Genomic DNA, 18,689 nt, shown 5'->3' with positions numbered 1-18,689 from the left:
CCATTTTGGATCCATAGAGAGAAAAACAGGCATCCAAAAGTGCTCTTTTGCACCAAATTTTCGGATGCCTGTTTTTGTTTCAAAGTCAAGCTTTATTTTTGGGTAAACTTAAACTGCTTTTACTCCTTGCTTATTGGAAGAGTAATGATAAATTTTGCTCCGCCGTATTTCGAATGTCCTGCCGAAATTTTGCCGTTCGATTGTTCCACAATTGCCCTTGTAATTGCCAGGCCTAACCCGGTTTCCCCGTTTTTCCCTTTGACAAACCGGTGGAAAATGTGGGCTTTAACCGTTTCATCGATTCCTTTTCCATCGTCCTCGATAATGATTTCTGCTTCGGTTCCGGCGGAAGAAACAGCGATATCGACTTTCGTTGCTGCGTGACGAATGCCATTCATGACGACATTTAATATCGCTCGGAGCATTTTATCTTTATCCGCAAATACATTAACATTATTTTCTGCCTGATGGTAAATAGTTATTCCTTTTTCGCTGGCAATCGGCATGACCCGGTCAACAACCAGAGTAATTAACGACTCTAAATTTACCTTTTCCGGTTCGTAAACAGCCCGTTCCGATTCTAATTTGGCAAGCAAAATCATTTCATTAATTATTTTTTTCAGCCGTTTCACTTCTTGAACCATTACTTCCAATCCCTTTTTCATCTCTTCTTCATCAAAAATGCCATCCCTAATTCCTTCCGCATATCCTTGAATTGTCATTAACGGCGTTTTTAATTCATGGCTGGCATTTTGGAAAAAGGCTTGCTGTGCATGGATATACCGCTCCAGTTCACTTGCCATCTCATAGAAGCTGTCTGCAACTTCTTTAATTTCCCCAGTCGCCTTAATCTGTTCAATATGATTAAATTGGCGCTTTTCGATTCGTTTTAATTGCCATTTCAGCAAAGTTAAAGGAGTTACCAATTTGCGCGTTAAATAATGGGTTAACAACACAACAATGCTTGCACCGATGAGAAAAACAAAAATGAGCCGCAATAAAAAACTTTGCTGCACCTGTCTTAAATCATCTACCGAGGTCAGCAAAATCAATTCTAAGCCTGAATTTTCCGGAAGTACGGTAATTCTGGAAGTGACGAAAGTTTCCTTGCCGTATTCCCAAATTTGCTTGGAAGCATCGGAAAAATCGTTTCGCTGATAAAAAATTTGCAGTATTTCCGTCGGCAAGGTAGAAAACAGGACAACATCTTGGCGGTGATTATATAAAAGCATTTGCAAATCCTGTTCCCGCAATATTTCATAAAACTGTTCCACATCCCGGGGAGTGCTATACTGCTGATTAATAATATCGACTAATATTTCTCCCGTCTGTTCCAGCTGGCGCCTTTCATCCTGAATTAATAAATCTAAAATTAATGAATAGACAACATAGGAGACGAGCGCCATGACGACGAGCAATAAAGTTGTAAATGCAACACTTAGCTGGGTCTGTAATTTCATCTTTATCCCTCTATCCGCAGCCGATATCCATAACCCCAAACCGTTTCTAATGGGATGTCTGGTATTTTTTTGCGGATGCGTTTGACGAGGTCGTCCACCGCCCGATCGCTGCCATAGTAGTCATCGCCCCATATGGTCATTAATAATTCTTCCCGGGAAAAGGCGCGATTTTCATGCTCGGCTAAATACAGCAGCATATCAAATTCCTTTGTCGTTACGTCCACTTCCTTCCCTTGCCAAAATACCCTCCGGTCCTCCTTATAAATAAGCAGATCACCGGCTTTTATTTTATTTTCTCCGGCAGTAACAACTGTTTTTGCTGCTTCCGTCCGTTGAAACAAACGTTTGACCCGGGCTACCAATTCCCTCGGGCTGAAAGGCTTTGTTAAATAGTCGTCTCCGCCAAGTTCCAATCCCAGAATTTTATCGATTTCATCATCCTTCGCCGAAATAATAATAATCGGAACGTTGCTTTCCCGGCGGATTCGTTTGCAAAATTCATACCCGTCCATCCCCGGAAGCATAATATCTAAAATCCACATATCCGGCGGATGATTATTCCATAATTCCATCGCTTCCTCAGCGGAACTGACTAATTCAACTTTAAATCCTTCTTTTTTAAGATAAGCAGCTACAATGTTTTGGATATTTGTATCATCTTCGACAATTCCGATATAATATTTCATAGCGCACCACCTTTACTTGCTTCATGTCGTTTATTCCACATTTATTCCACATTTTTGCCAAATCATTTCACAATGGGTCCTTTATAATTACTAGTATACAACAATAACAAAGACGAAGGTGATTGCGATGGATTCCTATGAAAACAATCCAAATCGAAGAGAGAACGAAGAAATTTCCTCCTATCAGGAAGAGGAGGACCTTTTTGCCAAGGAAATAGAAAGACGGAAATACCAGGAAACTATTTCATCCATTCAAAATACCTCCGACGAGACAGCTGGCCGGAAAAAGGAAAGGAAAGCTAAACCTTGGCTAAGCGGAATTCTCGGCGGCATTATTGGCGGAACAGCATCTGCACTGCTCGTTTTTTACCTCTTTTTCAGCGGCATCATCCCGTTGGATACCGGAACACGAAACAGTGCATCCAGTTCCGCTGCCGTAGAAGCAACAGCAACTCCAATCATCGAAAACTTGTCAGCGGAAGATGCGGAAGTTTCTGCGAACATTCAGGAGGTAGCGGAAGCCGTTGTCGGCGTCGTTAACTTACAGCAATATAGCATTTGGCAGGAAAGTGAAGAAGCCGGGACCGGATCCGGCATTATTTACAAAAAAGAAAACGGTAAAGCGTATGTTGTTACAAACCAGCATGTCGTGGACGGTGCGAAGGAAATTGAAGTAGTGCTGAACGATGAAGAGAGACTGCCTGCGAAAGTCCTTGGCGAAGATGCGTTGACGGATCTCGCCGTACTGGAAATCGATGGAACAAACATTCATACGGTAGCAAATATCGGTTCATCAGGAGACCTCGTTGTCGGGGAAACGGTTCTTGCCATCGGCAATCCGTTAGGATTGGAGTTTGCCAATTCGGTAACGAAAGGAATTATTAGCGGATTAAACCGTTCCGTTCCGGTGGATACCGACGGAGACCGCCAGCCGGATTGGATGACAGAAGTCATTCAAACGGATGCAGCCATCAATCCGGGAAATAGCGGCGGTGCATTAGTAAATGCCGACGGAGAAGTAATTGGCATCAATTCAATGAAAATTGCCCAAAGCGCTGTAGAAGGAATCGGCTTTGCCATTCCGGTAGATACCGCATTTCCGATTATTGAGCAGCTGGAAACAAACGGAGAAGTCGTCCGCCCGCAAATTGGCATCACTACTGCTGCCCTATATCAAGTGCCGCCGCAATATCGGTATGAAATACAGCTGCCGGACGATGTGGAAGGCGGAATGGTCGTTGCCAGTGTGCAAAAAGGTTCGCCTGCCGATAAAGCAGGATTGCAGCAATTTGACGTGATTACGAAAATTAACGGCAATGAAGTGACATCTATTTTGGAACTTCGGAAATATTTATATACCGAAACTGCCGTTGGCGACATGATTGAAGTAGAATATATCCGGGACGGAAAACGGCATACGACCGAACTTCAGTTAGCCGAAAATCAGGACGAATAAAAAAAGCAAAGGCCGCCTTTTTCTTAGGTGGTCTTTGCTCTTTTTCAGATAAAAAAGGCATCTAAAATATTGCTTCCCTTGCTGCTTTTCGTATGATAAAACTCCGAATAACCGCAGTCCTCACAGTAAACGACCGTAAATTCATTTTGTTGAATATCAAATATCTTCGTAAACCCGGTGCCGGTCATGGCGACTTTTTTCGAATTAGCCCTGGTGCTGCCGCATTTTTTGCATCCCTTCTCTTCATTCATCTAAACTCACCCCTTTTACTAATTGTTAAGGCGAAAGGGGAAATTCGTTTCAAAATTCTTCCGCTTCATCTTCATCTTTTTCATATTTTTTATGATGATACGTTACCCCAGATGCCTTACCATAAAGGTCTGCAGCAGCAAAATTTTCATACTCTTCCACGTACCCGATATTTTCCTCACTGTTTGGATACATTCCATCGTAATCTTCATTGTCAGCAAAAAAATCTGCCGTCGTTTCTGATGTCCCATAGCGGCTTACTTCCTGCCAGGCATCCTCGGCGTCATAACCGACCTGTTCTTCGTCGGTCACTTCGTTCGGATTAATATTTGGCGAAAATACTTCTTCTTCAATCGGCCGCTCCCGGTCAAAGGTGTTGTCCTTTGCGTGTTTAATACATGTATCTGTTTCCGGTACGGCAAGCAGCCTCTCATACGGAATATCTTCTCCGCATACGGTACATATACCGTAAGTGCCTTCTTCAATGGCATGCAATGCGGCATTAATGTCTTCCAATTCTCGCTCCGCATGTTCATTGAGGGCAATATCCTTCCCTCTTTCAAATAGCTCGGTGCCTTGATCTGCCGGATGGTTATCATAATTGGATAATTCCCCAACCGATTCCTTCATCATTTCCGTCTCTTGGCCAAAAGGGTCTTGCAATTGCTCAATTAATGTGTGCTGCCGATCTTGCAATAGCTTTTTGCAGCGGGCTATTTGTTCTTGATTTAGCATGGAAGCAACTCCTCCATTTCCATTTGAGTCTAAATATACTATGTGTAAAAGCAGATGAATGATTCACAAATTGCTTTCCCAAATGATGCCAACAGAAAAGAGGAATTTTGCCTACATTTATCGAAACCATCTATAACAATAAATTTTTGTCAGAAGGAGCATGATAAGAATGATTACAAAGCAATCCGTCATTGGGTTTATCGGAACCGGTGTCATGGGAAAAAGCATGGCTAGAAACTTGCAAAAGGAAGGATTCCCTCTTCATGTTTATACCCGTACGAAAGAAAAAGCAGCCGAATTAATCGAACATGGAGCGGTATGGAAAAATTCCGTTCAGGAACTGGCGGCATCGTCTGATGTCATTATTACAATGGTCGGTTATCCTCAAGATGTGGAAGAAGTATATTTTGGCGAGGCAGGTATACTAGAAAATGCAAAAGAACATACTTATGTCATTGACATGACGACATCCAAACCGTCATTAGCGGTAGACATTTACAGGAAAGCAAAGGAAAAAAATATCTTTGCCTTGGATGCTCCAGTTTCCGGCGGTGATATCGGCGCGAAAAATGGCACTTTGGCGATTATGGTCGGAGGAGATGAAGATGTATTTCAGCGGATGATGCCGATTTTTGAAGTCCTGGGAGAAAATATTCGCCTGCAGGGCGGTGCCGGCAGCGGCCAGCATACAAAATTGGCCAATCAAATTACGATTGCTTCCAATATGATTGGTGTTTGCGAGGCCATCGTTTATGCGAAGAAAGCCGGACTAAATCCGGAAAAGGTTTTGGAAAGCATCTCCACCGGTGCTGCAGGAAGTTTTTCTTTGTCAAAACTCGGCCCGCGGATGTTAAAAGGTGATTTTGCCCCAGGATTTTACGTGAAACATTTTATTAAAGATATGACAATTGCTTTGGAATCTGCAAAAGAAATGGGGCTTTCCACCCCTGGTCTCGAATTGTCGTTGCGCTTATATAAAGAACTGGCAGAAAAGGGCGAAGCAGATAGCGGTACACAAGCATTAATCAAATTATTTGAATAAATACGCAAACAGCTGGAGCATGGAAATTGCATCCAGCTGTTTTTTATAGCACCAGCATTACCTCTTTTGAAACATAAATACCCACATGAAGGATAAGGCTTGCTTTAACTCTAACGGCAATCCTTCAATGTGCTTCTCTTGTACAGCTTTTTTATATACGCCAAATCCGTCGACATAGTGTAATTGCTGATCTGAGGCTAATTTCAGTAATTCCCAAGGCATCATCGAATTACAAATAACTTTCTCGCCATAGAGTCTTGGATACCCCTTCGACCTCGGTCCAGCGGTGGGACCAAGCAAACCTATACAAAGATGGCCGTCATTTTTTATCGTTCGCTTCATTTCCAACAATGCCTGTAATGGGTCCGGCGTCCATTCCAAGACGGTGACTGCCATTGCCCCGTCAAAAGTATCATCGGGGAAAGGCAGTTGTTGGATATCCCCTTGCAAAAAGGTTAAATGGTTATGTTGAAATTTCTCCTTGGCAATGGCAATCATTTCTGACGATAAATCAACCCCAGCAGCTTCATATCCCAATTTCGCCAGCTGATATGTACTGTAACCGTTGCCGCAGCCTACATCTAAAACAGTGCTTTTTTCCGGAATAAATTTGGATAAAAAGGGGATAATGTCTTTTCTGCTCCCGTCTTCCCATATACTCTCACTTCGATCGTCCCAGGATTGAGCCCGAGCATTCCATTGCTGTTCCGCTGCTTTTTTCCACTCCATCATCTGGTTCACCTTCCTTTCTGTCCTTTCTTCGACAGAACTGTCGGAAAACCCTTTAAATGAAATATAAAAAAAGCTTATCTCCAAGGAGATAAGCCTTTCTTGTTATTATAAGCGAACAACGTTAGCTGCTTGTGGTCCGCGATTGCCTTCAACGATTTCAAATTCTACTTCTTGACCTTCTTCAAGAGTTTTGAAACCTTCTGCTTGAATCGCTGTGAAGTGTACGAATACATCGTCACCATCTTCACGTTCGATGAAACCAAAGCCTTTTTCAGCGTTGAACCATTTTACTTTTCCAGTCATCTATCATGACCTCCTTATACAAGTATGCTGCAAAACAATTGAACCTTTCATACTTTTACAGCTCTTGAATAAGAGGTCGTAAAGTATTACTCAATTTCCTTTTGCCTCTTAACTTTACTATGTTCCAAAGCAAATTGCAAGCTTTTTATGGAAAATTTTTTCAGCGGCTGCTTTAATGGAATTATTTTGAATATATAGGTTTTCACTATACGTATAGTAATAACGTTAAAAACGTGGTAAAATTATTGTTTGCAAGATAAAAATAAAAATCACCCCACATTTGTATCTTGCAAATATAAATGGGACAGGTGGTAAATATGACAAAAGATTATCGAGTATTATTGTATTATAAATTCGTCACGATTGACGATCCGGAAACATTTGCAAAAGAACATTTGGATTTTTGCAAAAGCCTCGGATTAAAAGGACGTATTTTAGTAGCAGAAGAAGGTCTCAACGGCACGGTTTCCGGAACGGTGGAAGCAACGAATAAATATATGGAAACGATGCACGAAGACCCTCGTTTTGCTGATATGGTATTTAAAGTAGACGAACATGATGGACATGCCTTTAAGAAAATGCATGTGCGGCACCGGAAAGAAATCGTTACCCTTCGTCTTGATGAAGAGGAATATGTCAACCCGCAGGAACTGACCGGGGAAATGCTCAGTCCGAAAGAATGGTATGAAGCGATGCAGCGGGACGATGTCGTTATTTTAGACACACGGAATGACTATGAATATGATTTGGGCCATTTCCGCGGAGCCATTCGACCTGATATTGAAACATTCCGGGAACTGCCGGAATGGGTAAGGAAAAACCGTCATCTTATTGAAGGAAAGAAAATTTTAACGTATTGTACCGGCGGCATCCGCTGTGAGAAATTCACCGGCTGGATGATCAAAGAAGGTTTTGAAGACGTTGCCCAGCTCCACGGCGGAATCGTCACTTACGGCAAAGACCCGGAAGTTCAGGGAGAATTATGGGATGGCAAATGTTACGTCTTTGATGAGCGGATTGCCGTGCCGATTAACAGGAAGGAACACGTCGTCGTCGGCAGAGACTATTTTGACGGCGAGCCTTGCGAGCGGTACGTCAACTGCGCCAATCCGGAATGCAACAAACAAATTCTTTGCTCTGAAGAAAATGAGCATAAATATTTGCGGGGCTGTACCCATGAATGCCGTGTACATCCTAATAACTTGTATGTAAAAGAACATAACTTAACGAAAGAAGAAGTTGAAGAAAGACTCGCTGCAATTGGCGAAACGTTAGAAGCGGGGGCGTAATGGATGGAGGCAGCCATGTATTTGGCTGTCCCTTTTTTATATTTGCAGCAATGCACATTTAGTTAGGAGGATAAGGAATGACTGTTTACTCTTTTACGGTAAAAACGATGGACGGGACAGAAAAGTCGCTGGCAGATTATAAAGGCAAAGTGCTTCTTATTGTGAATACAGCAAGCAGATGCGGCTTTACCCCACAGTTTCAAGGGTTGCAAGACCTATACGATACATATAAAGACAAAGGTTTTGAAATTCTCGGCTTTCCTTGCAACCAATTTGGCAATCAAGATCCGGATTCCAATGAAGAAATATTAAACTTCTGCCAAACAAACTACGGTGTCACCTTTCCGATGTTTCAAAAAATCGATGTGAACGGGGAAAATGCCCACCCTTTATTTCAATATTTGAAGAAAGCAACGAAAGGAATGCTGACAGAAAACATTAAATGGAATTTTACAAAGTTCCTTGTAAATAAAGAAGGAGAAGCAGTGGAACGATTCGCTCCTCAGACGAAGCCGGAAAGCATTGCAAAGCACATCGAGAAACTGCTCGCGTCATAAAAAATAGCGCGGCATACAATTGCCGCGCTATCTTTAGTAAGCTTTTGCCCAATATACGAGTTCTTTTGCTTCTTTGCCACAGCATACACAAGTATCCGCCACTTTTTCCTGTTCGAATGGAATACAGCGGGAAGTTGCTGTCGTTTCCTCTTTGATTTTTTCCTCGCATGCGATGTCGCCGCACCACATCGCTTTAATAAATCCGCCTTTGTTTTCCAGCGTCTCTTTAAATTCTTCCATATTCGTTGCTACGGACGTCATTTCTTTTTGGTGCGCCAATGCTTTGTCGTACAGATTTTGCTGGATTTCTTCCAACAGTTTTGGCAAGCGGGTCTCCAATTCGCTAAGTGATACGAATTCTTTTTCTAACGTATCCCGGCGAACGAGAACAACTTGTTCCTTCTCGATATCCTTCGGTCCCATTTCAATACGGACAGGGATACCTTTCATTTCGTATTCATTAAACTTCCATCCAGGCATTTTATCGCTGTCATCGATATCGACACGAACAATCTCTGTTAAGCGGTCACGGAGTGCGTACGCCTTATCGAGTACCCCTTCCTTATGCTGGGCAATCGGAACAATCATCGCTTGAATTGGAGCGATGCGAGGCGGAATGACTAGACCGCGGTTGTCTCCATGCACCATAATTAGCGCACCGATCAGACGGGTCGTTACTCCCCAGGACGTTTGATGGACGTATTGGCTCTTGCCGTTTTCATCCAAATAGGTAATATCAAAGTTCTCTGCAAAGGATGTTCCGAGATGGTGAGATGTCCCCGACTGAAGCGCCTTCCCGTCGTGCATTAAACTTTCAATCGTTAACGTATATTTTGCCCCGGCAAACTTCTCTTTTTCCGTCTTTCTGCCGCGAAGTACAGGAATCGCCAAGTAATTTTCCACTACATCCGTATAGACATCTAACATTTTGCGTGTCTCTTCTGCCGCATCTTCATCCGTTGCATGGGCGGTATGGCCTTCTTGCCAATAAAATTCTAAGGAGCGCAAGAACGGACGGGTCGTTTTTTCCCAGCGGACCACGTTAGCCCATTGGTTATAGAGCATTGGCAAATCACGGTAGGAATGAATATTCTTGGAATAATATTCACAGAACAGAACTTCAGAAGTTGGACGTACGGCAAGTCTTTCTGCAAGTTCCTCATCTCCGCCATGGGTTACCCAGGCAACTTCCGGCGCAAAACCTTCTACGTGATCCTTTTCCTTTTGCAGCAAACTTTCCGGAATAAATAACGGAAAGGACACGTTGGAATGTCCTGTTTCTTTTATTTTCCGGTCCAATTCATTGCGAATGTTTTCCCAAATGGCATGACCATACGGCTTGATAATCATCGTCCCGCGGACAGACCCGTAATCTACAAGTTCTGCCTGTTTTACGACATCCGTATACCACTGGGCAAAATCCTCTTCCATCGCTGTAATTTTTTCCACAAACTGTTTATTTTTCTTACCCATTTAAAACCACCCCATTACATGATCTCATTTATTCGGAAACAAAAAAATCCTCCATCCGATAAGGGACCGAGGATTGGCGTTACCACCCTTGTTTGTAAACATGTTTGTTTACACACTCTTACTGATAACGGTATGATAAACCGCGCACTTCTTCAAAGCGTATGCTAATCCGAAGGCGAACTCCAGAGGCAGGTTCCAATTTGTGTCTTTGGAAATTTCCACCACCATTTCCTCTCTGGAAAAGACGGACAAATTGTACTAATCCCCATCATCGTTTCTGCTTTTCATTTATTAACCTAAATATATCGATATGCATTTGTAAAGTCAAGATTTTACCATAACTGTTTTTCATACAGGGACATCTTATCTGTTCCATAGTTTTTGTAAGCTTTTAAAGTAAATCCTGCCTGCAAATAAAACTCATTTAATATTTTGTTATCCGCAACACAATCAAGGCGCAGACAGTCCTTTCCCTCAAGATGCGCAATAATCCACTGAAGAAGCTCGCTTCCGACATTTTGATTTTTATACGTTCGGTTGACGGTAAAACGGTGCAGGTAATAGGCATCTTTCAAATTGTCTTTCCACAGTTCATAATCCCATTCTGACGGTTCTTCATAGATCGTAAAGGTTGCAACGTATTTATTATCTTTCTTCACAACATACGTGTTCCCTGCCAATATATCTTTTGGAATCTCTTCGTTATTCTCAGCATGGAGCAAATACGTCCATTGGGAAACCCCTTTTTCCTTTAGCCAAGCTGCAGACTTTTTAAGCAGGGCAGTTACCGGCTCCATATCCTTTTCCTCAGCAGCTTTTACATAACAGCCATTCCATTTTTCCTCAGAAAATAATCCAATCATCGTTTCAGCTGCATCCTTTTATATTACTTTTGCCCCTAAAGTGTCAGCAAAATGCCCCAGCGCCCATTCGTGACCCTGGGCATTGAAACTTGCTACCGCATCTTTATGAATGACGATGTCAAATCCTTTATTATAAGCATCCACCGCCGTGTGCAAAACACAGATGTCGGTACAAACGCCGACAATATGCACTTCTTTAATGCCCCGCTCCCGCAATTTTAATTCTAAATCTGTACCGCAAAAAGCGCTGTACCGGGTTTTGTCAAAGTAGTAAACATTGTCTTTATCCTTATGTTCTTCATAAACAGCCTTTAATTTGCCGTATAAGTCCCTTCCCGCTGTCCCGATAATATTATGGGGCGGGAATAGACGGTGTTCCGGATGGAGAGTATCCCCTTCTTTATGGGCATCAATGGCAAACACGACATAATCGCCCTGTTCGATAAACTCCTTCGTTATTTCAGCTATTTTTTCTTCAATGTTTTGCCCAGGCTCACCGCAAGTTAACGCGCCGTCCGCTGCCACAAAATCGTATGTATAATCGACGTTAATTAATGCCCGCTTTGTATTTCCCATATTAACCTCTCCCCTCTCTGTTCGTTATTTTAATTTCATGGGCCTTTCCAAAATTCCTCTCTGCTGCATGGTACGTCGGTCCAACAATATTCGTATAGGAAAAGCTATGCTGAATGGCTGTCGTCACAAAGCTTTTCGCGATAAGAACTGCATCTTCCACCCTTTTGCCTTTCGTCAATTGGGCCGCAATTGCTGCTGAATAGGAACAGCCTGCACCACTCGTATGGTCCGTGTCAATTCTCGGTGCTTCATAAAACGTCAGTGTCTTGCCGTCATAGAGTACATCGATGGCCGGACCTTCCAGCCTGCCACCCTTCACTAACACATATGGAGAACCGTAGGAGTGAAGATCCATTGCTGCCGCTGCCAAATCATCCACGGTTTCAATCGGCCGGTCATCCAGCAAAATTGATGCCTCAATGACATTGGGAGTTATAATCGTTGCCTTCGGTATTAGCCGTTCTTTCAAAGCGAGGATTGCATCATCTTTTAGTAATTTGGATTTCATTTTTCCTACCATAACCGGGTCTACGACAATCGCTTTTCCGTCCAAATCTTCTATTAAAGAAGAAACCGTTTCGATGATTTCGACAGAAAACATCATTCCTGTCTTTAGTCCATCAACCCCTACTTGTTTCATCGCAGTATAAAACTGGGCTTCGATCGCTTCGATGGTCATTGGATGAACATTTTCCTTCGTTTCCGGATGCCTGCCGACAATGGCGGTAATCACACTCATTCCGTAAACGTCCATTTCCTGAAATGTCTTTATATCAGCCTGAATCCCGGCGCTTCCGCCAGCTGCAGCTCCAGCAAAAGTCATCACACGTGGTGGTCTTGCCATATATATTACCTCTTTCTTTCTAGTCTAGATTAATATTACGACAAAAAACCACATAATCATAATAAGTTGAATCAGAACTTTCGCAACGGAACCGCCCAGAAACCCAAGTAATGACCCGATGGAGGCGCCTAATACTTCCCGGGCAGTTCGCTGCTGGAACAGCTCGATTGCAAATACGGCAATGAATGGAAGAATAATAATTCCTAGCGGGGGATAAATAAAGGAACCAACGATTACCGCAACTGCTGCCCCCCGCTCTCCCCATTTGCTGCCGCCATATTTTCGGACAAAATAACTGTTGGCGAGAATATCTGCGACAAACAAAATGATGGTAAACAATCCCATTACGATCCAAAATAAAAGACCAAGCTCCCCGGAATGAATAAACAGGTGATAAATAATAAAACCTGCCCATAGCAATAATACCGAAGGAATGACGGGAAAAAGGATCCCGGCAAAACTTAAAATAAAGAAAAGAATAATCACGAGCCAAAGTAAGAAGTCAATCATGACCGGTGTCCTCCTGCCTATTAAGAAGCTTTCTTTTTAAACATGCTGGAAATTTTCCTTTCATCCTTATTTATAATACGGCGATAGTTTTCCAGATGTTTCAAAAAGCTGAGAATCAACAGGATTCCGGCAATAATTTCAGGAATGACATCGTATAAAACAAAAGTGGAGACAAAAAAGGCGATATACATGAAAAGGACACCGATGACAAGATAGTCTGTCAGCAAGGAAACGAGCAAAAGCACACCAATGCCGATGACCGCTATTTTCCAATCGATAATGAGCAGCGATCCGACAAGGGATGCGGTTCCTTTTCCCCCTTGAAACTTCATTGTAATCGGAAAGTTATGCCCGATAATGACAAAAAGTACCGTAACATATACATATAATGTTTTAGCCTCTTGTGGTATGCTGAAATACTCGGCTAAATAAAGAACGGCCAATACAGCAAAGGTTGCCTTAAATATATCGATAATCCCGACAATGATACCGTACTTCCAGCCTAACAGAATGGTTGTGTTCGATGCTCCTGCATTTTTTACACCTTCATTTTTAATATCTATATTTTTATATTTTCCTATGATTTGGGAACCGTGAATACACCCAAAAACATAGCCTAGGAAAATGGAAATGAATAAAAACATGTTTTCCCCCTTTTTTATTCCGTACGGAAATATACCTTTTTAAGAAATGGCAGTCTTAGCTTTTATTAGCCATTTCCTTCTTCTCTCCATCCTCTTTTGGAAGAGGATCTACACTATGTTTATAAGCGTAGCTTTTATTAATTTGAAAAACAGTCAATACAAAGACAAGAATGACTACAATAACTGATAGCACGATGATTTCCAAAGTTCCCATTAGAATCCCTCCTATTATGTTTAGATTATATGAATCTGTCTGTGAACTCAATAACAATTTATGAGAGAACATACACTTCGCAATAAAATTTTTGTTCGCATGCCGGAAAGCTCAAATTTAGCGAAATTGGAGGAAACAAGAGGATATTAGACCATTTGCCAGGATGTTTCTGCATACTCTCATCAGACAAACTACAGGCCTTTATACTGCATATAATTGGGAAATATCAAAAAATATAGCATTTGAGACTCATATTAATAAAACCTATCATTGAAAGTGTACCCTTTTCTTATCGGTTCCAGCAGAGGAGAGGACAATTAGGAGCGTGAAAAATAAGGAGGTTTTTATTATTTTAAAGAAATTTTTTCCAACATTGGCTATTGGACTAGCCATATTCCTAGCCGCATGCGGTTCGGAAAATGGTTCGGAATCAGCTGATTCCGGGGGAAGTGACGGTGACGGAGGAAAATTAGAAGAGTTACGGGAAAAAGGAACTGTCACTGTCGGTTTTGCAAATGAAAAGCCTTATGCCTATGAAGAAGAAGGAGAATTAAAAGGAGCTGCCGTTGATATTGCCAAAGCTGTATTTGCTGAGCTGGGCATTGACAATATGGATGCGAAACTAGCTGATTTCAGCCAATTAATTCCTGGCCTTCAAGCAGGACAGTTTGACGTTGTCACGGCAGGCATGGCCATTTTGCCTGAACGGTGTGAAAATGCCCTATTCAGTGAACCGGAAATGAAATATGGTGAAGGATTAATTGTACCGAAAGGGAACCCGTTAGGATTACAAAGCTATAAAGATATTGCAGCAAACCCGGATGTTACCGTGGTCGTAATGGAAGGTACTACCGAAATTGGTTTTCTAAAAGAAGAAGGGGTAAGTGAAAACCAGATTGTAACTGCACCAGACATTCCAGCGACGTTTTCTGCTGTGCAATCCGGACGTGCGGACGCAACAACAGGGACAGAAATGACCGTGAAGATGGCTTTGGAATCTCTGGATTCTGATGATTTGGAATTTGTTGAATCATTCGAACAGCCAGATGTAGATGGAGTTCCAAGCTATGGAGCGGCTGCATTCAGTTTAGAAAACGCTGACCTTAGGGATGCATACAACGAAGTTTTAGAAAAGCTGAAAGAAGACGGCACCGTTGCCGAATTACTTGAAAAAAACTATTTTAGTGCAGAAATGAATATGGTTCAACCTGGAGAAGTGACGACAGAGGCTATTTGTAACGGGGAAATATAATTCACAAGCAAGAAAGTGAAGGTAGGGTCCGGTTCCCGTCCCCTGGGGCCGGACCTTATTTTTATGGGATGACAACGAAGGAGTGATCAAAATTAATGCATTAATTGAAGTTTTTCCACAGCTTGCCCGCGGTTTGGGGATTACCGTTTCCGTCCTTATTGCAGCTGCCATTTTTTCTTATATCATGGCATTTGCCGCCGGATTGTGCCGGCTTTCCAAAAATGTCTTCATTCGGAAAGCGACGAGTGTATATGTTGAAATTTTCCGCGGAACATCCCTCATCGTTCAATTATTCTGGCTTTACTATGCGATTCCGATGCTTTTCGGCATTCAGCTCGGAAGCAATTGGTGGACCGGGGTTATTGCCATCGGCCTGAATTACGGGGCATATATGTCTGAAGTAGTTCGAGGATCCATTTTGTCTGTTGCTAAAGGACAAACGGAAGCAGCCATCGCTCTAAACATGTCGCCATTTCAGCGAATGCGTCTCGTTATTTTTCCTCAGGCTCTCCGGATGATGCTCCCGGAATTTAGCAATTACACGATTCAAATGCTGAAAGCAACATCCCTCGTTTCTCTAATTGGGATGACCGATATTTTATACTATGGTGACATTATTCGCAGTGCTAATTTATCCCAGGCGCCAATTGTTTACGTATTAGTATTGATTTTTTATTTCCTGCTGGCATTGCCGCTCATCTTTCTCCAGAGGAAGGCAGAGGAAATTTCTAAGAAAGGAGTGGCCAGCCAATGAAATGGAATTGGGAGATCTTTTTTGATGCCTTTCCCTTTGTATTACAAGGGTTAGGGATTACTGTCGGACTGACCGTTACATGCTATCTGTTTGCATTGCTGCTTGGCTTTTTCTGGACCTTTTTACGCCGGGTGCCGAGTAGACCTTTTCATTGGTTCGTAACGTGGGCGATGGAATTTATCCGTTCCACACCTCCCCTTGTACAGCTATTCTTTATTTATTATGCATGGCCGATGATTCCTGGGGTTGGCGTTACCTTAAGTCCTTTCGCCAGTGCCGTTTTAGGACTGGGAATCCATTTCAGCACGTATATCGGCGAGATTTATCGGTCGGGCATCGAGAGTGTCGACAAAGGCCAATGGGAAGCAGCAACAGCACTTAACTTTTCAACTTATCAAAAATGGCGAAAAATTATTTTGCCGCAAGCAGTTCCCCCGGTTATACCGATGCTGGGGAATTATTTCATCATCATGTTTAAAGAGGTTCCCCTTGCCTCCACGGTCGGTGCTGCAGGAATCCTTTACATGGCGAATACGTACGGGGCGAGAAACTGGGCATATCTAGAGCCATTAACGATTGTCGGTATAATATTCCTGCTGTTAAGCTATCCGTCTGCCATTTTCATCAAAAAACTGGAAAGAAAAATGAATACCCGATTTGATAAAAATACGATTTTGGAAAACAGCCAAAAAGGAGCGGTACTGTAATGTTAAAACCGATCGTTGAATATAAAGATGTCCATAAATCCTTCGGCGAGGTGGAAGTATTAAAGGGAATTAATCTCGATATTTACCCTGGAGAAAAAATTGCCGTTATCGGGCCGAGCGGGTCAGGAAAAACGACAATTATCCGCATGTTAATGACATTAGAAGAACCGACTTCAGGGGATATTTACGTTGATGGGAAAAACCTTTGGAAAATGGAAAAGAATGGGGAAATGGTACGTGCCAATGAAAAGCATCTGAGGGAAATACGCAGCGATATCGGCATGGTGTTTCAGCATTTCAATTTATTTCCCCATATGACCATTTTGGAAAATTGCATGACTGCACCAATTCATGTAAAAAAGGAAGATAAAGAAGAAGTCCGGGAACGTTCCATTCATATGCTGGAACGAGTCGGCCTTGGAGATAAGCTTAACAATTATCCGAGTCAGCTTTCCGGCGGGCAAAAACAGCGGGTTGCCATGGCCAGAGCCCTTGTTATGCGGCCGAAAATTATGCTGTTCGATGAAGTCACCTCTGCCCTCGATCCGGAACTTGTCGGAGAGGTATTGGAAGTAATCCGCGACTTAGCAAAACACGAAGATATGGCGATGGTACTTGTCACCCATGAAATGGACTTTGCCCTAGATATTGCCGACAAAGTATTATTTCTTGATAAAGGGATAATTGCCGAACAAGGTACAGCCCGGGAAGTAATCGAGCAGTCGGATAATGCGAGATTGCAGGAATTTCTAAGGCGCTTCCGAAAATAAAGGAAAAGAGCATAGGCCGCATTATGCAGCTTATGCTCTTATCTTTTACTTGTCCTCTTCGTCTAAGTCTTCTCCGATAATCCGGACTTCTCTTTCCAAAGTAACGCCAAACTTTTCTTTCACCGTCTTTTGCACGTGACGGATTAACTCAATGTATTCCTTTGCCGTTGCATGATCAATATTGACGATAAACCCGGCATGCTTTTTAGAAACTTCGGCACCGCCAATTCTTGTCCCTTGCAAATTGCTGTCCTGTATCAGCTTGCCGGCAAAATATCCGGGCGGCCGTTTAAATACACTGCCGCAGGACGGATATTCCAAGGGCTGTTTCGATTCACGCCGCTCGGTCAAATCATCCATTATCGCTTTAATTTCTTCATATTTTCCGCTTTTTAAGGAGAATTCTGCCTCTAAAACAATATATCCTTTGTCGGGAATATTGCTCTTCCGATAGGATAAGTCCAAATCTTCCGCAGGCAATGTTATAATTTCTCCCTGTTTATCCATCACGACAGCACTTGTTAGCACATCTTTAATTTCTCCGCCATAGGCACCTGCATTCATATATAATGCCCCGCCAACCGTTCCTGGAATTCCGCAGGCAAATTCCAAGCCGCTTAAACGTTCCTTTAATGCTTCCCGAGAAACATCAATAATACGTGCCCCGCTTTGGGCAACGATGATATGATCTTCCGTCGTGATTTTATTCAGCTTGTTTAAATTCATTACAATGCCCCGGATGCCGCCGTCCTTGACAATTAAATTGGAGCCATTTCCTAGCAATGTAAAAGGGACCCTTTCTTCATTTGCCAGGCGGACAATACCTTGCACTTCCTCGTATGATTCCGGAGTTACATAAAAATCTGCCTTGCCGCCTAAGCGGGTATACGTATGGTTTTTTAAATATTCATCAATAAAAATATTCTCTTTCGCAGTAATTTGTGTTAACTTCTCATAAAGCTGATTTTGTATCACAAAAACCATTCCTTTTTCTCATTATGCACTTAGCCTTCCCTGAAAAAAATCACCTTAACATATAAGGTGATTTTCCATCTTCTTTATTGTAAGGGATTATGCCCAATCTTGCTACATTAAAAACAAATGAATCCAATATTGCTAAATATGTTTTTCCAATGTCTTTTGCTTTAAAATGAAGCGGGTAAAATATGCTGCAATTCCGAGCAATAAAATTTTAATACTGACGAGCGGAATCACAACGATTACAGTAAAGAGCATCGATATCCAGATTAATGTAACACCCATAATTTTCGCTTTTAATGGGATCCCTTTCCCTTCCCGGTAATTTAATATATATGGTCCAAAACGTTTATTCGTAATCAGCCATTGATATAAACGGTCCGAACTGCGAACATAGCATGCTGCTGCAAGCAGCAATAACGGTGTCGTCGGGAGAACAGGGAGAAAAATCCCTAATATCCCCATTCCTAAAGAAATGGATCCTGCTACGATTAAAAACACCCTTTTCACCGTATTCATATGCCAACACCTTCTAAAATATTGATATCCTTTTTCATTATATCATGCTAAGAAGCGCGCCATGCCGGTCGTTCGG

The 18,689-nt window shown here is 42.3% G+C and carries 23 protein-coding genes and 1 other annotated feature; of the genes, 8 read left to right on the top strand and 15 right to left on the bottom strand.

Features of this window, described 5'->3' with window-relative positions; all coding sequences use genetic code 11:
• Window positions 1–119: 119 nt before the first annotated feature.
• Together IEV18_RS04870 and IEV18_RS04865 are read right to left on the bottom strand one after the other, a co-directional pair.
• A complete protein-coding gene (locus IEV18_RS04870; RefSeq protein WP_188391256.1) occupies window positions 120–1,460 on the bottom strand; it encodes a sensor histidine kinase in 1,341 nt (446 codons plus the stop codon).
• Window positions 1,461–1,462: 2 nt separating this feature from the next.
• Window positions 1,463–2,146, bottom strand: a complete 684-nt coding sequence (locus IEV18_RS04865) for a response regulator transcription factor (protein ID WP_188391255.1) — start codon at window positions 2,144–2,146, stop codon at window positions 1,463–1,465.
• Between the two features lie 127 nt (window positions 2,147–2,273).
• Between IEV18_RS04865 and IEV18_RS04860 the strand changes: the two genes are divergently transcribed.
• Window positions 2,274–3,602: a S1C family serine protease gene (locus IEV18_RS04860; RefSeq protein WP_188391254.1), complete on the top strand. Its 1,329-nt coding sequence runs from the start codon at window positions 2,274–2,276 to the stop codon at window positions 3,600–3,602.
• Between the two features lie 44 nt (window positions 3,603–3,646).
• Here the strand turns inward: IEV18_RS04860 and IEV18_RS04855 are convergent, their stop codons facing one another.
• Both IEV18_RS04855 and IEV18_RS04850 read right to left on the bottom strand, forming a co-directional pair.
• Window positions 3,647–3,853: a zinc ribbon domain-containing protein gene (locus tag IEV18_RS04855; RefSeq protein ID WP_188391253.1), complete on the bottom strand. Its 207-nt coding sequence runs from the start codon at window positions 3,851–3,853 to the stop codon at window positions 3,647–3,649.
• 49 nt (window positions 3,854–3,902) lie between these two features.
• Complete coding sequence (locus IEV18_RS04850) at window positions 3,903–4,586, bottom strand: TraR/DksA C4-type zinc finger protein (protein WP_188391252.1); 684 nt, start codon at window positions 4,584–4,586, stop codon at window positions 3,903–3,905.
• Between the two features lie 169 nt (window positions 4,587–4,755).
• Between IEV18_RS04850 and IEV18_RS04845 the strand changes: the two genes are divergently transcribed.
• A complete protein-coding gene (locus IEV18_RS04845; RefSeq protein ID WP_188391251.1) occupies window positions 4,756–5,628 on the top strand; it encodes an NAD(P)-dependent oxidoreductase in 873 nt (290 codons plus the stop codon).
• A 57-nt stretch (window positions 5,629–5,685) separates the two neighbouring features.
• Here IEV18_RS04845 and IEV18_RS04840 read toward each other — a convergent pair whose 3' ends face one another.
• Complete coding sequence (locus tag IEV18_RS04840; protein ID WP_268235411.1) at window positions 5,686–6,444, bottom strand: class I SAM-dependent methyltransferase; 759 nt, start codon at window positions 6,442–6,444, stop codon at window positions 5,686–5,688.
• Between the two features lie 21 nt (window positions 6,445–6,465).
• Entirely contained in the window at window positions 6,466–6,663 is a 198-nt protein-coding gene (gene cspD / locus IEV18_RS04835; RefSeq protein WP_188391249.1) for a cold-shock protein CspD, read from the bottom strand.
• A gap of 317 nt (window positions 6,664–6,980) precedes the next feature.
• Here cspD and trhO point away from each other — a divergent pair, with 317 nt between their 5' ends.
• Window positions 6,981–7,952 (top strand): oxygen-dependent tRNA uridine(34) hydroxylase TrhO, encoded by a 972-nt coding sequence (gene trhO / locus IEV18_RS04830; protein ID WP_188391248.1) that lies wholly within the window; start codon window positions 6,981–6,983, stop codon window positions 7,950–7,952.
• 77 nt (window positions 7,953–8,029) lie between these two features.
• Window positions 8,030–8,509 (top strand): glutathione peroxidase, encoded by a 480-nt coding sequence (locus IEV18_RS04825; RefSeq protein ID WP_188391247.1) that lies wholly within the window; start codon window positions 8,030–8,032, stop codon window positions 8,507–8,509.
• A 33-nt stretch (window positions 8,510–8,542) separates the two neighbouring features.
• Here IEV18_RS04825 and proS read toward each other — a convergent pair whose 3' ends face one another.
• The 7 genes from proS to ytzI form a co-directional block, all read right to left on the bottom strand.
• Window positions 8,543–9,982, bottom strand: a complete 1,440-nt coding sequence (proS, locus tag IEV18_RS04820) for a proline--tRNA ligase (RefSeq protein WP_188391246.1) — start codon at window positions 9,980–9,982, stop codon at window positions 8,543–8,545.
• A gap of 58 nt (window positions 9,983–10,040) precedes the next feature.
• Window positions 10,041–10,263: a binding site (T-box leader), on the bottom strand.
• A gap of 51 nt (window positions 10,264–10,314) precedes the next feature.
• Window positions 10,315–10,845, bottom strand: coding sequence for a GNAT family N-acetyltransferase (locus tag IEV18_RS04815; RefSeq protein WP_188391245.1), 531 nt, complete (start codon window positions 10,843–10,845; stop codon window positions 10,315–10,317).
• 18 nt (window positions 10,846–10,863) lie between these two features.
• Window positions 10,864–11,421, bottom strand: a complete 558-nt coding sequence (locus tag IEV18_RS04810; protein ID WP_188391244.1) for a cysteine hydrolase family protein — start codon at window positions 11,419–11,421, stop codon at window positions 10,864–10,866.
• A gap of 1 nt (window position 11,422) precedes the next feature.
• Window positions 11,423–12,265, bottom strand: coding sequence for a bifunctional hydroxymethylpyrimidine kinase/phosphomethylpyrimidine kinase (gene thiD, locus IEV18_RS04805; RefSeq protein WP_188391243.1), 843 nt, complete (start codon window positions 12,263–12,265; stop codon window positions 11,423–11,425).
• A gap of 24 nt (window positions 12,266–12,289) precedes the next feature.
• Entirely contained in the window at window positions 12,290–12,775 is a 486-nt protein-coding gene (locus tag IEV18_RS04800; RefSeq protein ID WP_188391242.1) for a DUF456 domain-containing protein, read from the bottom strand.
• Window positions 12,776–12,795: 20 nt separating this feature from the next.
• On the bottom strand, window positions 12,796–13,419 hold the full coding sequence (locus tag IEV18_RS04795; protein ID WP_188391241.1) for a glycerol-3-phosphate acyltransferase: 624 nt from the start codon (window positions 13,417–13,419) through the stop codon (window positions 12,796–12,798).
• A gap of 55 nt (window positions 13,420–13,474) precedes the next feature.
• A complete protein-coding gene (gene ytzI / locus IEV18_RS04790; protein WP_188391240.1) occupies window positions 13,475–13,633 on the bottom strand; it encodes a YtzI protein in 159 nt (52 codons plus the stop codon).
• A gap of 325 nt (window positions 13,634–13,958) precedes the next feature.
• Here ytzI and ehuB point away from each other — a divergent pair, with 325 nt between their 5' ends.
• The 4 genes from ehuB to ehuA all read left to right on the top strand — a co-directional run bounded on the left by ehuB (window position 13,959) and on the right by ehuA (window position 17,116).
• Window positions 13,959–14,885 carry an ectoine/hydroxyectoine ABC transporter substrate-binding protein EhuB gene (gene ehuB / locus IEV18_RS04785; protein ID WP_229733551.1) on the top strand — a complete coding sequence of 309 codons (927 nt, stop codon included), beginning with the start codon at window positions 13,959–13,961 and terminating at the stop codon, window positions 14,883–14,885.
• Window positions 14,886–14,976: 91 nt separating this feature from the next.
• Entirely contained in the window at window positions 14,977–15,639 is a 663-nt protein-coding gene (locus tag IEV18_RS04780; RefSeq protein WP_188391259.1) for an amino acid ABC transporter permease, read from the top strand.
• Entirely contained in the window at window positions 15,636–16,346 is a 711-nt protein-coding gene (ehuD, locus tag IEV18_RS04775; RefSeq protein ID WP_188391239.1) for an ectoine/hydroxyectoine ABC transporter permease subunit EhuD, read from the top strand. Before IEV18_RS04780 ends, ehuD begins: the two co-directional genes overlap by 4 nt.
• The gene (gene ehuA / locus IEV18_RS04770; RefSeq protein ID WP_308421540.1) at window positions 16,346–17,116 is read left to right on the top strand and encodes an ectoine/hydroxyectoine ABC transporter ATP-binding protein EhuA; all 771 of its coding nucleotides are present in this window, start codon (window positions 16,346–16,348) and stop codon (window positions 17,114–17,116) included. Before ehuD ends, ehuA begins: the two co-directional genes overlap by 1 nt.
• Window positions 17,117–17,161: 45 nt before the next feature.
• Here the strand turns inward: ehuA and murB are convergent, their stop codons facing one another.
• Window positions 17,162–18,100, bottom strand: coding sequence for a UDP-N-acetylmuramate dehydrogenase (gene murB / locus IEV18_RS04765; RefSeq protein WP_188391238.1), 939 nt, complete (start codon window positions 18,098–18,100; stop codon window positions 17,162–17,164).
• Window positions 18,101–18,232: 132 nt separating this feature from the next.
• Window positions 18,233–18,613, bottom strand: coding sequence for a YbaN family protein (locus tag IEV18_RS04760; RefSeq protein WP_188391237.1), 381 nt, complete (start codon window positions 18,611–18,613; stop codon window positions 18,233–18,235).
• Window positions 18,614–18,689 lie beyond the last annotated feature (76 nt).

The organism is Compostibacillus humi, assembly GCF_014637175.1.
Taxonomy (GTDB): Bacteria; Bacillota; Bacilli; order Bacillales; family Amphibacillaceae; genus Oceanobacillus; species Oceanobacillus humi.
The sequence above is the reverse complement of the archived record's forward strand: the minus strand, read 5'-3'. Positions and strand labels throughout refer to the sequence as shown.

Excerpts from the sequence above, each read along its gene's own strand:
- IEV18_RS04870 (WP_188391256.1), bottom strand. The coding sequence starts at position 1,460 with ATGAAATTACAGACCCAGCTAAGTGTTGCATTTACAACTTTATTGCTC.
- IEV18_RS04865 (WP_188391255.1), bottom strand. The coding sequence starts at position 2,146 with ATGAAATATTATATCGGAATTGTCGAAGATGATACAAATATCCAAAAC.
- IEV18_RS04860 (WP_188391254.1), top strand. The coding sequence starts at position 2,274 with ATGGATTCCTATGAAAACAATCCAAATCGAAGAGAGAACGAAGAAATT.
- IEV18_RS04855 (WP_188391253.1), bottom strand. The coding sequence starts at position 3,853 with ATGAATGAAGAGAAGGGATGCAAAAAATGCGGCAGCACCAGGGCTAAT.
- IEV18_RS04850 (WP_188391252.1), bottom strand. The coding sequence starts at position 4,586 with ATGCTAAATCAAGAACAAATAGCCCGCTGCAAAAAGCTATTGCAAGAT.
- IEV18_RS04845 (WP_188391251.1), top strand. The coding sequence starts at position 4,756 with ATGATTACAAAGCAATCCGTCATTGGGTTTATCGGAACCGGTGTCATG.
- cspD (WP_188391249.1), bottom strand. The coding sequence starts at position 6,663 with ATGACTGGAAAAGTAAAATGGTTCAACGCTGAAAAAGGCTTTGGTTTC.
- trhO (WP_188391248.1), top strand. The coding sequence starts at position 6,981 with ATGACAAAAGATTATCGAGTATTATTGTATTATAAATTCGTCACGATT.
- IEV18_RS04825 (WP_188391247.1), top strand. The coding sequence starts at position 8,030 with ATGACTGTTTACTCTTTTACGGTAAAAACGATGGACGGGACAGAAAAG.
- proS (WP_188391246.1), bottom strand. The coding sequence starts at position 9,982 with ATGGGTAAGAAAAATAAACAGTTTGTGGAAAAAATTACAGCGATGGAA.
- IEV18_RS04815 (WP_188391245.1), bottom strand. The coding sequence starts at position 10,845 with ATGATTGGATTATTTTCTGAGGAAAAATGGAATGGCTGTTATGTAAAA.
- IEV18_RS04810 (WP_188391244.1), bottom strand. The coding sequence starts at position 11,421 with ATGGGAAATACAAAGCGGGCATTAATTAACGTCGATTATACATACGAT.
- thiD (WP_188391243.1), bottom strand. The coding sequence starts at position 12,265 with ATGGCAAGACCACCACGTGTGATGACTTTTGCTGGAGCTGCAGCTGGC.
- IEV18_RS04800 (WP_188391242.1), bottom strand. The coding sequence starts at position 12,775 with ATGATTGACTTCTTACTTTGGCTCGTGATTATTCTTTTCTTTATTTTA.
- IEV18_RS04795 (WP_188391241.1), bottom strand. The coding sequence starts at position 13,419 with ATGTTTTTATTCATTTCCATTTTCCTAGGCTATGTTTTTGGGTGTATT.
- ytzI (WP_188391240.1), bottom strand. The coding sequence starts at position 13,633 with ATGGGAACTTTGGAAATCATCGTGCTATCAGTTATTGTAGTCATTCTT.
- ehuD (WP_188391239.1), top strand. The coding sequence starts at position 15,636 with ATGAAATGGAATTGGGAGATCTTTTTTGATGCCTTTCCCTTTGTATTA.
- ehuA (WP_308421540.1), top strand. The coding sequence starts at position 16,346 with ATGTTAAAACCGATCGTTGAATATAAAGATGTCCATAAATCCTTCGGC.
- murB (WP_188391238.1), bottom strand. The coding sequence starts at position 18,100 with ATGGTTTTTGTGATACAAAATCAGCTTTATGAGAAGTTAACACAAATT.
- IEV18_RS04760 (WP_188391237.1), bottom strand. The coding sequence starts at position 18,613 with ATGAATACGGTGAAAAGGGTGTTTTTAATCGTAGCAGGATCCATTTCT.